Genomic DNA, 14,643 nt, shown 5'->3' on the forward strand with positions numbered 1-14,643 from the left:
GGGGAGTGCTATCTTTGAATCCATGGAGATGAACATGCCCGGTCCCTATGCCCTGTCCACGCTGATCGCCCTGGGCGCTTGGCTGATTCTGGCGGTGGGGGCGCTGGGACTGCTGCTGTCCGGGCTCAAGGGTCTCTGGCATCGGCACCTGGCCGGCGGTTCTTTCAAGATCTGCTGCTCGGCGGTAGTGGGCGGTTTTGCCGCCGCTCTGGCCGGCATTGGCTTGGTGCTGCACACCTATGACCGCCTCACCCATGAGCAGGCAGCGGTGACCCTGCATTTCGAGGAATTGGCCAGCCAGCAGTACCGGGCCAATCTGAGTTTTCCAGACGGGCAGTTTCAGAGCCTGGAACTCCACGGCGACCAGTGGCAGGTCGATGCCCGTATCCTGCGCTGGACCGGGCCGGCCATCATCGCCGGCATGGACGCCCTGTTTCGCATGGAACGCATCAGCGGTCGCTTTGCCGACCTGGGGCGGGAACGGGAAGGACCGCGCAGCATCCACGCCCTGCCCTCCGGGCTGGCCGAGGTGGAGAACCATTTCGACCCCTGGGCCCTGGCCCGGCGCCACCCCAATCGATTCCCCTGGGTGGACGCGGTCTATGGCAGCGCCACCTATCTGCCCATGGCCCATGATGCCGAGTTCGAGGTGGTGGTGACCCAGACCGGGCTGGCGGCTAGGCCGCTGAATGATTCGGCCCGCCGCGCCATCCGCGATTGGTGAATTTATCCCCGTAGGAGCGGATTCATCCGCGATTCGAGGTCGGCTCCTGGAAAATCGCGGATAAATCCGCTCCTACGACCTTAGCTTTCGGGTCAGGGTATTGCGGCCCCAGCCCAGCAGGTGGGCGGCGCGCTGCTTGTGGCCGCCGGTTTTTTCCAGGGCCCAGTCCATCAGGGTCTGCTCCAGCTGCTCGCGGGCCGTCTCGGCAATCCCGGAGGCTTTGGCCTGGGCCTGTTGCTCGGCCCATTCGCGCAACCCCCGCGTCCAGTCCTCCCCCCGCGCCCGGGTGCCTTCAATAGCTTCCGGGGCAGGCAGACCCTCGGCATCCACGCTGGCGGTGGGCGACATCACCGTGACCCGGCGGCAAAGGTTCATCAACTCACGGACATTGCCCGGCCAGGGTCGTCGTCGCAGGACCTGGATGGCCTTGGGGGTAAAACGGCGTGGCGGCAAGCCCGTCTCCTCCGCCGCGCGGTCCAGCAGGTGCTCGGCCAGGCGGGGAATGTCCTCGGGGCGTTCGGCCAGGGGCGGAATATGGATGCGGATGACGTTCAGGCGATGGAAGAGGTCCTCGCGAAAATCCCCGGCTGCCACCCGCTGACCCAAATCCTGGTGGGTGGCGGCCAATACCCGCACATTGGCCTGAATGGGCTCGCGTCCCCCCACCCGGTAGTACTCCCGTTCCGACAAGACCCGGAGCAGGCGGGTCTGGAGGGCGGCGGGCATGTCGCCGATCTCATCCAGAAACAGCGTGCCCCCCTGGGCCTGCTCAAAGCGGCCGGTGCGCCGCGCCACGGCGCCGGTGAAGGCGCCCTTTTCGTGGCCGAAGAGCTCCGATTCCAGCAGTTCGGCGGGAATGGCCGCCGAATTCACGGCCACGAAGGGGCCCCGGGCCCGCGGGCTGTTCTCGTGCAGGGCCCGGGCCACCAGCTCCTTGCCGGTGCCCGACTGGCCGGTAATGAGTACGCTCATCTCACTCTGGTAGAGCCGGCCAATGGTGCGAAAGACTTGCTGCATGGCCGGGGATTCACCCACCAGGGCATCGCCGGCCCGGGCTTTGCGGTCCAGCTCCGGCGCCTTGCCCCGACCGGCACGCAGGCCGCGGGCCACCAGCGCGGTGAACTCATCCAGGTCAAAGGGCTTGGGCAGGTACTCGAAGGCCCCCCGCTCGTAGGCGGTCACCGCCATGTCCAAATCGGTCTGCGCCGTGATCAGCAACACCGGCAGCCCCGGCTTCGCCCCGGCCAGCCAGTCCAACTCGCTTAAGCCGTCGGCACCAGGCAGACGAACATCCATCACCACCAGGCCCGGAGTCTCCCGGTCCAGGGCATCGCGGAAGCTTTCGGCATCGGCGAAGCTGCGCACTGCGTGGCCCTCCTCGCCCAGGGCTTCTTCCATGACCCAGCGCAGGGAACGGTCATCTTCCACGATCCAGACGCTGTCACTCATCCAGGGTCTCCAGGGGCAGGTAGAGGGTGAAACAGGTGGCGCCAGGGCGGCTGTCGACTTCGATCAGGCCCTGGTGGCGGGCCACCAACTCATTGGAAATCGCCAGACCCAGGCCATCCCCGTCAGGGCGGCCGGAGACCAGGGGATAGAACAGACTGTCCCGCAAGTCCGGCGGGATCCCCGGGCCATCGTCGGCAATCTGCACGCAGAGGGCGATGCGGTGGCGGCGGCCGGCGAAGGTGACCTGGCGCACGGCACATGTGCTGAAACGAAGATGGCCTTCATCGCCCATGGCCTGGAGGGCATTGCGGGCGATATTGAGAAAGACCTGCACCAGCTGATCCTGGTCGGCCCGGCACTCGGGGAGGCTGGGATCATAGTCGCGCTGAATGCGGATGCCCTGGGGTGCCTCGGCTTCGACCAGGTGGCGGACATGCTCCAAGGGTTCATGGATATTCACTGGGCGACGATTGAGGTGGTCCGGCCCCAGGAGGCGGTCCACCAGACTGCCGATACGGTCGGCCTCGGCCAGGATCACATCGGTATGGACCTTGAGGGCGGGATCGGGCAGCCGTCGGGCCAAGAGCTGAACCGCCCCGCGCATGCCGCCCAGGGGGTTGCGAATCTCGTGGGCCAGGCCCCGCACCAATTGGCGGGCCGCATCCCGCCGGCCCTGCTGCTGGCGTTCATCCATGATCCGCTTGGGCCGCTCCCGCGAGACCAGCTCCAACAGCAGACCTTCATCCTCCAGCGGGGTGATGATCACATCCACCCGCTGCTCACCCCGATTGCCCGGCAGGGTGAGTTGGCAATCCCACAGGCTGACCCGCTCGCGGCGCTCACGAACCCGATGCACGGCCTCGCACAGGGCGGGGGTATCGGCAAACAGGCGCTCGGCCTCGGGTCGCCGGCCGCCCAAGAGGCTAATACCCAGCAAGTCCTCGGCGGCGGGATTCAACCAGCCCAGTTGCTGCCGGGTATCGAACCACAACACCGCTGTGGCCGCGGACTCCAGCAGATTCCGGGGCAGGCTGGACGGCATGGGCGCACTGGAATGGTTCATTGCACCAACATTGTGCAATACGGCTTTGAATAATGCCAGGGATCCGTAGGCGTGCATTCCTCCGTGGTCTCCGTGTTTCTCCGTGCCCTCCGTGTTCCCCATAAAAATCCCGAACAAATCCAAAAAAAACCCGGCACAGGGCCGGGTTTTCTTCGCTTCCATTAATGGCCTTCATTAAAGGCTGTAGTACATGTCGAACTCCACCGGGTGGGCGGTCATGCGCAAGCGGGTGACGTCTTCCATCTTGAGATCAATGTAGGCGTCGATCACATCGTCGGTGAAGACCCCGCCCTGCTTGAGGAAGTCCCGGTCGGCATCCAGGGCGTTGAGGGCCTCTTCCAGAGAGAAGGCCACTTCCGGGATGTTCTTGCCCTCCTCCGGCGGTAGGTCATAGAGATCCTTGTCCAGGGCCTCGCCCGGGTGGATCTTGTTCAGAATGCCGTCCAGGCCCGCCATCATCAGCGCCGCGAAGGCGAAGTAGGGGTTGCCGGTGGAATCGGGGAAACGCACTTCCACCCGACGGCCCTTGGGATTGGGCACATAGGGAATGCGGATGGAGGCGGAACGGTTACGGGCCGAATAGGCCAGCTTTACCGGGGCCTCGAAGCCGGGCACCAGGCGCTTGTAGCTGTTGGTGGAGGCATTGGTGAAGGCATTCAGGGCCTTGGCGTGCTTGATGATGCCGCCGATGTAGTACAGCGCGGTCTCGGACAGGCCACCGTATTCATCCCCGGCGAAGAGATTCTTGCCGTCCTTCATCAGGGACATATGCACATGCATGCCGGAGCCGTTGTCGCCAACGATGGGCTTGGGCATGAAGGTGGCGGTCTTGCCGTAGCCCTGGGCGACGTTCATCACCGTGTACTTGAACAGCTGGGTCTCATCGGCCTTGCGCACCAGGCTGTTGAATTGGGTGCCGATCTCGCACTGGCCGGCGGTGGCCACCTCGTGGTGATGGACTTCCACCTTGAGGTTCATCTCTTCCATGGCCAGGCACATGGCGGCGCGGATATCGGCCAGGGAATCCACTGGTGAGACCGGGAAATAGCCGCCCTTCACCCCGGGACGGTGGCCGAAGTTGCCATCAGAGTAGATGCGCTCGGAGTTCCAATCGGCTTCCTTGGAGTCGATCTGGTAAAAAGCACCACTCATATCGGCGCCCCAGCGGATATCGTCAAAGATGAAAAACTCGTTTTCGGGGCCAAAATAGGCGGCATCCGCCACACCGGAGGATTGCAAAAAGGCCTCCGCCCGACGGGCCAGAGACCGGGGATCCCGCTCATAGCCTTGCAGTGTCGCCGGCTCGATGACATCGCAGATCAGATTCAGGGTGGGCTCCTGGCGAAAGACATCGATCACCGCCGTTTCCGGATCCGGGCGCAGGATCATGTCGGACTCGTTGATGCCCTTCCAGCCCTGGATGGAGGAGCCGTCAAACATCTTGCCCTCCTCGAAGACCTCCTCATCAATCTCCCGGGCCGGCAGGGTGACGTGCATTTCCTTGCCCTTGGTATCCGAGAAACGGAAATCCACGAACTTCACGCCCTTTTCCTGAACCAGCTTGATGACATCTGCGGCGGTCTGCGCCATGTCGACCTCTCCTGTTGAATGAACAATGAAACCAGTATGGCAGGTATAAAGCAGAAGTCATGCCAGGACGGGGAAAGGCGCAATAGGGCGGGCCCGGCGCAATCGCACGATCCGGAATGCACCAGTACCATCCGCCGATCGCACCAAGTTGGTGCGAATCATCAACCGTAGGAGCGGCTTTAGCCGCGATTCAGGGCGTCGGATGGTTCAATCGCGGCTAAAGCCGCTCCTACAGTAAATGGAGGTCGCCACGAGCAAGGCCACGTCGTGCGCGTTATAATGCGCTGTTTTGCGTAAACTCGAATCAATCAGGGCGATTCCCATGAGCAATGTGGCCGCGCCACCCGCGACTTTCCAGGGCCTGATCCTGCGCCTGCAGGAATACTGGGCCGAGCAGGGCTGTGTCTTGATGCAGCCCTACGACATGGAGATGGGGGCCGGGACCTTTCATCCGGCCACCTTCCTGCGCTCCCTGGGTCCGGAACCCTGGGCGGCGGCCTATGTGCAGCCCTGCCGTCGGCCCACCGACGGGCGCTATGGCGAGAATCCCAACCGCCTGCAGCACTATTACCAGTTCCAGGTGGTGATCAAGCCCTCGCCGCTGGCAATCCAGGAGCTCTACCTGGGCTCCCTGACGGCCCTGGGCATCGATCCCCAGGAACATGACATCCGCTTCGTGGAAGACAACTGGGAATCCCCCACCCTGGGCGCCTGGGGTCTGGGTTGGGAGGTCTGGTTGAACGGCATGGAAATCAGCCAGTTCACCTATTTCCAGCAGGCCGGGGGCCTGGAATGCCGGCCGGTGACCGGAGAGCTGACCTACGGCCTGGAGCGCCTGGCCATGTATCTGCAGGGGGTGGAGTCGGTCTACGACCTGATCTGGACGGAAGGACCCGGCGGCCGGGTCACTTACGGGGATGTTTTCCTCCAGAACGAGGTGGAACAATCCACCTACAACTTCGAGCAGGCCGAAACCGATGCCCTGTTCGCGGGCTTCGACCATGCCGAGGCCGAGTGCCGGCGGCTGCTGGAAGTCGATCTGCCGCTGCCCGCATATGAAATGGTGCTCAAGGCCTCCCATCAATTCAATTTGCTGGATGCCCGCCACGCCATTTCGGTCACCGAGCGGCAACGCTACATCCTGCGGGTCCGGGGCCTGGCCCGGGCCGTGGCCGAGAACTATTACGCCCGTCGGGAGGCCCTGGGCTTCCCGCTCTGCCGAGAAGAAGACAGCAAAGGGGCAGCCAATGGCTGAACAGACCCATACTCTGCTCATCGAGGTCGGTACCGAAGAGTTGCCGCCCAGCGAAGCCCGAAACCTGGCCCGCCATTTCAGCGAGCAGCTGGCCACCGCCCTGGTGGAGAACGGCCTGGTGGCCGAGACGAATCCGGAGGCAAGCGAGTGGTTTGTCTCGCCCCGCCGTCTGGCGGTTCGGCTGGCCCATGTGCGTGCCCGCCAGGCCGACCGGGACGAAGAGCGCCTGGGCCCGGCGGTGGACAAGGCCTTTGATGACGACGGCCAGCCCACCAAGGCCGCCGAAGGCTTTGCCCGCTCCTGTGGGGCCAGTGTTGAAGAGCTGGACAAAAAGGACACCGACAAGGGCCAACGCCTGGCCTGGCAACGGGTGATTCGCGGTGAACCGGCCGAGCACATCGTCCCGGCCCTGGCCGATGAAGTGCTGCGCAAGCTGCCGGCCAAGCGTCGCATGCGCTGGGGCGATGGCGATGTGGAATTCGCCCGGCCCGTGCACTGGGTGGTCTGCCTGCTGGACGATCAGTTCCTGCCCGGCCAGATCCTGGGTCTGGACACCGGCCGTCACAGCTATGGCCATCGCTTCCATGCCCCCGAGGCCATCGACATCCCCCACGCCAAGGACTATGAAGCGGTTCTGCGCAAGGCCTGGGTCTTTCTCGACGACCGGGCCGGCAGCCTGCAGGACCATATCCGCGAACAGGTGGCGAGCCTGGCGGAATCCCTGGGCGGCCACGCCGAACTGAACCCGGAACTGCTGGCCGAGGTGGCCGCGCTGGTGGAATGGCCGGTGGCCCTGGCCGGGCGTTATGAAGAACGTTTCCTGGCTCTGCCCAATGAAGTGATCATTTCCACCCTGGAAGGTCATCAGCGCTATTTTGCCCTCTGGGGCAAGGATGGCCGCCTCATGCCGCATTTCATCACCGTGGCCAATGTGGAATCCCGAGACCCGGAAACCGTGCAGTCCGGCAATGAGCGGGTAATTGGCCCGCGCCTGGACGATGCCATGTTCTTCTGGAACACCGACCGCGGCCGCCCGCTGGCGGATCGGGTGGACGACCTGGATGCGGTGCTGTTCCAGAAAAAACTCGGCAGTCTGGGCGATAAGCGCCGGCGGGTGGAATCCCTGGCCTCAGAAGTTGCCGAAGCCATCGGCGCCGATACGAAGGCCACTCGCCGGGCGGCCACCCTCGCCCGCTGTGACCTGCTCACCGAGATGGTGGGCGAGTTTCCGGAACTGCAGGGCATCATGGGCGGGCATTACGCCCGCGAGGACGGCGAGGATGAGAAGGTCGCCGCCGCCATTGGTGACCAGTACCGCCCGGCCCAGGCCGGGGATGCCTTGCCGGGGAGCCCGGAAGGTCTGACCCTGGCCATTGCCGATCGCCTGGACACGGTGGTGGGCAGCTTCGCCACCGGCCAGAAGCCCTCCGGCAACAAGGACCCCTTCGCCCTGCGCCGGGCTGCCCTGGGCCTGATGCGTATGCTGGTGGAAGAACAGCTGGAACTGGACCTGGACGCCCAAATCGAGCGCAGCCTGACGGTGCTGGGTGAACAGGGCACGGTGAAAGAAATCGCACCAGAGGTTGCCGGTGAAGTGTTCGATTTTCTGATGGAACGACTGCGGGCCTGGTATCGGGAACAGGGTGTTCGGCCCGAGGTTTTTGAGGCGGTCGCCGCCGTTCGGCCCACCCGTCCGGCCGATTTCGCCCGCCGCATTGATGCGGTTACCGCTTTTCTGAAACTGGATGCGGCCGAATCCCTGGCCGCCGCCAACAAGCGTATCGGCAATCTCCTGCGCAAGGCCGAGGAGGAGGGTGAAAGCATCGCCGGCTTTGATGCCGCCTTGCTGGCCGAACCGGCCGAGAAGGACCTGGCCCAGGCCCTGGCAAAGAGCCTGAAGCAGGCCCAGTCAGAGTCGGATTACGGCCGGCGCCTGGAGATCCTGGCAGGCCTGCGGGAACCGGTAGATCGCTTCTTTGATGAAGTCCTGGTCATGGCCGAGGACGCCACCCTCAAACGCGCCCGACTGGGCCTGCTGGCCGAGCTCAAGGCTGGTTTTTCCAGTGTGGCCGACATTTCCCGTCTGCAGACAGGCTAAGGGGCCGCTGCCGGGCAATCGCGGATAAATCCGCTCCTACGAAGCGTAACCAAGCAACGGGTAGTCGCAATGAGACTGGTCATTCTGGACCGTGACGGGACCATCAACGAGGAATCCGACGACTACATCAAGTCGGCGGAGGAATGGCATGCCCTGCCGGGCAGCCTGGAAGCCATCGCCCGGCTGAACCGGGGTGGCTGGCGAGTGGTGGTGGCCAGTAACCAGTCCGGGCTGGGGCGGGGCTACTTCACCCCCAGCGATCTATTGGGCGTGCATCAGAAGATCCAGGCCCTGCTGAAAACCCATGGCGGGGAGATCGATGCCTTCTTCTTCTGTCCCCATCACCCGGATGATGGTTGCCATTGTCGCAAACCCAAACCGGGCATGCTGCATGATATCGGCAAGCGCTTTCAGACCGCGCTCAAACATGTGCCGGTGATCGGTGACACGGAAAAGGATGTGGAAGCGGCCCGCGCCGCCGGTGCCCGCCCCATCCTGGTACTCACCGGACGTGGCCGGGCCACTCGGGAGCAACTGGAGGCAGAGGATCGACTGTCGGGCATCGAGGTCTTTGACAATCTGGCGGCAGCGGCCAATGTCTTACTGTCGGAACACGGAGAAAGAGAGGCAAGTTAAGGGAAATGCTGGTTCTGCTGAGAAGCACTGTGTTCAATACCTTGATGGCACTGAGCGTGCCAATCTGGGTCATCGTCTTTTTTCTGGCCGTGCCTTTTGATTTTCGTTGGCGTTTTGCAGTGGCGCGAAGCTGGGGCCATGCCATGCTCTGGCTGCTGAAGGTTGTCTGTCGTCTGGACTATCGCGTGGAATGGGAAGGCAAGCTGCCCAAAGGACCCTGCGTGGTCTTGTGCAAGCATGAGTCAGCCTGGGAAACCATGGGCCAGATTGTGATGTTCGATGCACCACAATCCTGGGTCATGAAAAAAGAGCTTCTCTACGTGCCCTTCTTCGGTTGGGCCATGTACTTTTTTCACACCATTGCCATTGACCGAAGCGCCGGGCGCCGGGCCGTGGACCAGGTTATTGAACAGGGCCTAGAACGGCTACGCAACGAGCAGTGGGTCATGATCTTTCCGGAAGGACACCGTATGCCGGTGGGTAAGACCCGTCGCTACGGGATCAGTGGCGCGGTGCTGGCCAAGGAGGCCGGTGTACCGGTCATTCCGGTCTGCCACAATGCCGGTGACTTCTGGGGCCGGGTCCAGTTCGGCAAGCAACCGGGCACGGTACGGATGGTCATTGGCGAGCCCATTGATCCGACCGACAAGTCGCCGCGCGAAATCAATGAGCAAGCCCAACTCTGGATCGAGACCCAGCTCCGCCAGATCAGCCCCGATCGAGACTACGAGTACCCCACCGCCGAGGAAGCCGTCGCCGCCTGCCGGCGCAATGGGCCACGCTAAGCCACCTTAAGACTCTGCCTTCCAAGGCGTCAGACGATCCACTTGCACTCCGTTCCGGGAGACGTGCCAATGGACTTCCATGCCGGCGGCGATGTTCACATAGCAGCGCCCCGGATCTCGATGGTAGGCAGGACGGGGGTCCAGGGCCAGCAACTGCTCAATGAGGGCACGGCGACGGTCGTTACTCGTCAAGGCAGCCTCCGCCTCGGGGCTGAAATGAACCGGCAAGGCGTCCGGCAGCTGATCCGCAAAACCGCCCCGGGCATCGGGGAGAGAATCCGCCCAGGGGAGGTAGGGTTTGATATCGAGAATGGGGGTGCCGTCCACGATGTCCACGCCGGAAACCAGCAAACGCACGCCCCGATCGATCTCCACACCATCCAGCCTGACCACGGACAGACCGATGGGGTTCGGACGAAAAGGGGAGCGGGTGGCGAAAACACCCAAACGGCGATTGCCGCCCAGGCGCGGGGGACGCACTGTGGGTCGCCAGCCCTCGCTCTGGTGGCAGTGAAACAGCAGCCAGATATGACTGCATTCATCCAGGCCCCGCACCGCTTCCGACCGGGCGAATGCAGGCCGCAGGACTACCTGGGCCCGGGCGGCCGGTGCTTGGCCGGATTGGCGGGGAATCCCGAACTTCTCGGGGAAATCACTGTAGAGATCGGCGATTGGCTTCATCGGTCCATTATGCCAGCCCTGCGGGACAATGCGGGCTGATACAATATGCGACTGTTTTCACTTTGCCCCCGAGAGAGGGATCGATCACACCATGCAACGATTCGAAGGCCGCGACGATTACCGCCACGATGAGGTGCCTGGCCTGGGCATTCTTATAACCAACCTGGGTACGCCAGATGAGCCCACTGCCCCCGCCCTGCGCCGCTACCTGGGCGAGTTTCTCTGGGACCGGCGGGTAGTGGAAGTGCCCCGGCCCTTGTGGTGGTTGATCCTTAATGGTGTAGTTCTGAGAACGCGGCCGGCGAAGTCGGCAGAAGCCTATGCCCGGGTCTGGACTGACCGGGGCTCGCCCCTGCTCTACCACTGCGAAGACATCGTCGAGAACCTGGAGAAGAAGCTCAAGCAGCGGTTTAGAGGCAAGGTGACGCTAGCCCTAGGCATGCGCTATGGCAAACCCTCGCTGGAAAGCGCACTGGAATCCCTCCGTGATCGGGGTGTACGCCGCTTGCTGGTGCTCCCCCTCTATCCCCAGTACGCCTCCTCCACCACCGGTTCCACTTTTGAGAAGATCACCGGCATTCTGTCCCAATGGCGATGGATGCCGGAGTTTCGCATGGTCACCAGCTACCACGATGACGTGGGCTATGTGCAGGCGCTGGCCAACAGCATTCGCGAACACTGGTACCGCAATGGGCGTGGAGAGCGGCTGATGTTCTCTTTCCACGGCATCCCCAGGTTCACCTTTCTGGCCGGCGACCCCTATCACTGCCATTGCCACAAGACCGCCCGCCTGGTGGCCGAAAAACTGGGCCTGTCCGACGATGAGTGGCATGTTTGCTTTCAATCCCGCTTCGGCAAGGCCGAATGGCTCAAACCCTACACCGATGAGACCCTGGAACACTGGGGTCGGGAAGGCGTGGGGGACATTGATGTGGCCTGCCCCGGCTTTCCGGCGGATTGCCTGGAAACCCTGGACGAGATCGCCTATGAGAACGCGGAACTATTCGAGTCCCACGGGGGCGGCAAGCTGCGTTACATCCCGGCGCTCAACAGCAGCGAGGATCATCTTCACATGCTGCAGGAGCTGGTTACCCGCCATGCCGCAGGCTGGCCGGAACTGAATCGCATCAGTGATGATCAGGCCGAAGCGGATGCTCAGAAGAGCCTGGGTCTCGCCCGCCGCCTGGGGGCCAAGCAATAGGGAGAGCCATCATGCTGGGAAAGCTGCTGGAACTCAGCATCGACTGCGAGAATGTGCTGGACTCCCTGCATTACTGGCAGGGACTGGGTTTTGACAGCATTCCCGTGGGCGATGTCTGGCCCCACAAGTACGGGGTCATGAGCGATGGCCGCCTGTGCCTGGGCCTGCATGACTACCGCTTTCCCTCTCCTTCGCTGACCTTCGTCACCCCAGAACTGCCCACCCGGGTAGCCCAACTGGAAGCGGATGGCATTGAGTTGGCCTTCAGCAAGTTGGGTCCTAACCAGTTCAATGAGGCCGGTTTCTTTGATCCCAGCGGCCAGACCGTCTGCCTGCTGGAAGCCCGGACCTTCTCTCCGCCTCCCTTCCAGCAGGACAGCTTCGCCTTGCCCGGCTATTTCCGCGCCCTGCGCCGACGCAGCCGGGACCCGGAAGCTGCCGCCACCTTCTGGGAGTCCCTGGGCCTGATGCGTTCACCGGATGAAGACGGCGTCACCGAGGTCTGTGCCGAAGGCTTCAACCTGCAGTTTGATCAAGGGGGACCGGAGGTCTGCCTGGTCTTTGAAACCCCCGAACTGGAAGCCCGAGCCGCAAAACTGGAATATGACGGTCACAACATTCGCCGGGAGAAGGAATCGCTAGTGATCCCGGCACCGGATGGCCTGAGTCTGATGCTCAAGGCCCTCGAGTAATCACCTAAAAAGATTCTCCCAGTACTCGGGGCGGTGAATGCCGAAGCCCTGTCCGTAATCCACGCCCATCTTGCGCAGTTGCGCCACCAGGGCCTCGGTTTCCACAAATTCAGCAATTACTCGTCGATCCATGGTCTGTCCGATTTCCTGAATGGCCTTGACCATGGCGAGATCTGCCTTGTCGGTGAGAATGTTGCGCACAAAGGCGCCATCGATCTTCAAGTACTGTACTGGTAAGCGTCGCAAATAATTGAAGGAAGACAAACCCGCACCAAAGTCATCCAGGGCAAAGCGACAACCTTTCTGCCCCAGGACGGCCATGAATTCAGTAGCATCCGCCAGACGCCGGATGGCGGCCGTTTCAGTGATTTCGAAACAAAGGCACTGCCCGGGTATGCTGTAGTAGCTCAACTGCTGCTGGACAAAATCGAGAAATTCCGGTCGATCAAAGGATTGACCGGATAGATTCACGTGACAGGCATGCAGTGTTTTCAGATGCGTGGAATGATCCGCCAGGGTTCGACAGACCCGCTCGATCACCCAGCGGTCAAGCCGGTAGGCGGCATCAAAGCGTTCAGCGGCAGGAATGAACGCCCCCGGGGGCACCCTTTCGCCATTCTCGTCCAGCAATCGCAACAGGACTTCGTAACGAAGCCCTTCGTCATGCTGCAGTGGCAGGATCTTTTGGGCGTCCAGGTAGAAACGATCTTCATCCAGGGCGTGCCGGATTCGATTAACCCATTCCATTTCACCACGACGATGCCGCACGTGCTCATCATCCGAGCTGCTCACATGCACGCGATTTCGGCCTTTCTCCTTGGCTACATAGCAGGCCAGATCAGCGGCACGCAGTACCGCATTGATATTGGGCATGTCCTGCTCAACAGGCACCACACCGATGCTGCAAGCCACATTGAAACTACGGCCCTCCCATTCAAAAACCAGGCCTTCCGTAACATGACAGAGTTTTTCCGCAACCCGAGCCGCGGCATTCAAATCACAGTCCTTGAGCAGCAAACCAAACTCATCGCCGCCCAGGCGTGCAAGCACATCGCCGTCACGTAGCTGGCTCCTTAGCAAGTCCGCTACCTGAACCAGCATTCGGTCCCCCGCCACATGACCCGAGGTGTCATTGACTACCTTGAACTGGTCAAGGTCAATAAAGCAGAGGCTGTGACTATATTTTTTTTCCCGGACCGCATGCAGGGCCTGGGCCAGCTCACGGTCGAAGGCCCGGCGATTGATCAGACCGGTCAGACCATCGTGGGTAGCTTGGTAATGCAGTTCCACCGACAAGCGACGGGACTCGGACACATCTTCAAGAATGCCGATCATGGACTCGGGCGAACCCTGACGTCCATTGATCGCCGATACGGTCAGCCGACCCCACACAAGGCTGCCGTCCCGATGACGAAAGCGCTGCTCCACGGTGATAGCGCTTTCCCGCCCCTTGAGCAGGGATTTACCCTGAGCCAGGCCAATCTCAAGATCCTCCTCAAAAGTTAATGCCTGATAGGACTGCCCGATCAGCTGATCGGGTGGATAGCCCAGTATCTGGCAAAGGGCGGCATTGACGTTGATAAAGTAGCCGTCCCGATCAATCTCGGCCATGCCCACGGCCGCCTGCTCAAAAATTGATTGGAAGCGCTGGCGGGAGATATCCACAATTCGAATCAGACGCCACCCCACCAGAGCAGCCAGCACCGCCAATACCGTCATGACCACCACGCTACTCGTCATCAGCGTCTGGCGCAGCCAGCGACTGGCATCAGTAAAGGCCTTGGTAAAACGGATGGTCAGATCGTAGTTCCTGGCATTGACCTGTTCCAGCTGCGTCAGCAGCTGTGATTGCATTGCCTCGTCCGGTGGCCCCTCGGCCCAGGCTGTTTCCAGATCGTCGGCCAATTGGTCCAGGGCCAGAATATGGCTGTCGGATTCCCGCCAGACTTCGGCGGCTTCCCGCAGATGGGGCAGATCACTGAAGCTGCGATAAAGCCAGATCATGACGGGGATATCGTCGCGGTGGTTTTCGCCGCGAAGCATTCCCTCCACCGCCATTTCCCGGTCCAGCTCGTCGGCATCCATGGCGCGGCGAGCGGCCATGTCGCCCAGAGGGATATCCAGCAAGGCCCGGGCAGCTTCCAGGTCCTGGGCCCGGCCATACTCGGCATAGCGATAAAGCGCGAAAACGGTGCCCAGTTGGGCACGAGACCAGTGGCTCTGACCCGCCATATAAGCAGTGGCCGCGCCCTGGGTCTGGACCAGAAACAGGGCGAAACCGGTAGCCAGGGTAAGGATCAGGAACAGCGCGACTATCAGCCCGCTAATCTCCAGCCGCCGCCCCAGACTGGCGGCATTTATCAGGCTGCGAACCACGCTCTGCCTCCCATGGCTTTCCCTTTGTCGGTTCCGAAAGCCCTTAATAGGCCCAGACTGGCGGGCGTCACGCCAACCTGGGCCCCTGCCCGG

The 14,643-nt window shown here is 62.2% G+C and carries 12 protein-coding genes; 7 read left to right on the top strand and 5 right to left on the bottom strand.

The window, feature by feature from the left end:
* Positions 1-34: 34 nt before the first annotated feature.
* Positions 35-724, top strand: a complete 690-nt coding sequence (locus J2T60_RS10650) for a hypothetical protein (protein WP_253449747.1) — start codon at positions 35-37, stop codon at positions 722-724.
* A 72-nt stretch (positions 725-796) separates the two neighbouring features.
* Here the strand turns inward: J2T60_RS10650 and ntrC are convergent, their stop codons facing one another.
* The 3 genes from ntrC to glnA form a co-directional block, all read right to left on the bottom strand.
* Entirely contained in the window at positions 797-2,173 is a 1,377-nt protein-coding gene (ntrC, locus tag J2T60_RS10655) for a nitrogen regulation protein NR(I) (protein ID WP_253449750.1), read from the bottom strand.
* Positions 2,166-3,293: a nitrogen regulation protein NR(II) gene (glnL, locus tag J2T60_RS10660; RefSeq protein WP_253449753.1), complete on the bottom strand. Its 1,128-nt coding sequence runs from the start codon at positions 3,291-3,293 to the stop codon at positions 2,166-2,168. The genes ntrC and glnL overlap by 8 nt, the downstream gene beginning before the upstream one ends.
* A gap of 117 nt (positions 3,294-3,410) precedes the next feature.
* A complete protein-coding gene (glnA, locus tag J2T60_RS10665) occupies positions 3,411-4,826 on the bottom strand; it encodes a glutamate--ammonia ligase (RefSeq protein WP_253449756.1) in 1,416 nt (471 codons plus the stop codon).
* A 322-nt stretch (positions 4,827-5,148) separates the two neighbouring features.
* Here glnA and glyQ point away from each other — a divergent pair, with 322 nt between their 5' ends.
* The 4 genes from glyQ (at position 5,149) to J2T60_RS10685 (ending at position 9,600) form a co-directional block, all read left to right on the top strand.
* The gene (glyQ, locus tag J2T60_RS10670) at positions 5,149-6,081 is read left to right on the top strand and encodes a glycine--tRNA ligase subunit alpha (RefSeq protein WP_253449759.1); all 933 of its coding nucleotides are present in this window, start codon (positions 5,149-5,151) and stop codon (positions 6,079-6,081) included.
* A complete protein-coding gene (gene glyS / locus J2T60_RS10675; protein WP_253449761.1) occupies positions 6,074-8,179 on the top strand; it encodes a glycine--tRNA ligase subunit beta in 2,106 nt (701 codons plus the stop codon). Before glyQ ends, glyS begins: the two co-directional genes overlap by 8 nt.
* 69 nt (positions 8,180-8,248) lie before the next feature.
* The gene (gene gmhB / locus J2T60_RS10680; protein ID WP_253449764.1) at positions 8,249-8,815 is read left to right on the top strand and encodes a D-glycero-beta-D-manno-heptose 1,7-bisphosphate 7-phosphatase; all 567 of its coding nucleotides are present in this window, start codon (positions 8,249-8,251) and stop codon (positions 8,813-8,815) included.
* A 5-nt stretch (positions 8,816-8,820) separates the two neighbouring features.
* Complete coding sequence (locus J2T60_RS10685; protein ID WP_253449767.1) at positions 8,821-9,600, top strand: lysophospholipid acyltransferase family protein; 780 nt, start codon at positions 8,821-8,823, stop codon at positions 9,598-9,600.
* A gap of 6 nt (positions 9,601-9,606) precedes the next feature.
* Here J2T60_RS10685 and tsaA read toward each other — a convergent pair whose 3' ends face one another.
* Positions 9,607-10,281, bottom strand: coding sequence for a tRNA (N6-threonylcarbamoyladenosine(37)-N6)-methyltransferase TrmO (gene tsaA / locus J2T60_RS10690; RefSeq protein ID WP_253449769.1), 675 nt, complete (start codon positions 10,279-10,281; stop codon positions 9,607-9,609).
* A gap of 91 nt (positions 10,282-10,372) precedes the next feature.
* Here tsaA and hemH point away from each other — a divergent pair, with 91 nt between their 5' ends.
* Positions 10,373-11,482 carry a ferrochelatase gene (gene hemH, locus J2T60_RS10695; protein WP_253449772.1) on the top strand — a complete coding sequence of 370 codons (1,110 nt, stop codon included), beginning with the start codon at positions 10,373-10,375 and terminating at the stop codon, positions 11,480-11,482.
* Between the two features lie 11 nt (positions 11,483-11,493).
* Positions 11,494-12,174, top strand: coding sequence for a hypothetical protein (locus J2T60_RS10700; RefSeq protein WP_253449774.1), 681 nt, complete (start codon positions 11,494-11,496; stop codon positions 12,172-12,174).
* Here the strand turns inward: J2T60_RS10700 and J2T60_RS10705 are convergent, their stop codons facing one another.
* Complete coding sequence (locus tag J2T60_RS10705; protein ID WP_253449777.1) at positions 12,175-14,550, bottom strand: putative bifunctional diguanylate cyclase/phosphodiesterase; 2,376 nt, start codon at positions 14,548-14,550, stop codon at positions 12,175-12,177.
* Between the last annotated feature and the right edge of the window lie 93 nt (positions 14,551-14,643).

Origin of the sequence: Natronospira proteinivora (assembly GCF_024170465.1) — a bacterium.
In the GTDB taxonomy this organism is placed as follows: domain Bacteria; phylum Pseudomonadota; class Gammaproteobacteria; order Natronospirales; family Natronospiraceae; genus Natronospira; species Natronospira proteinivora.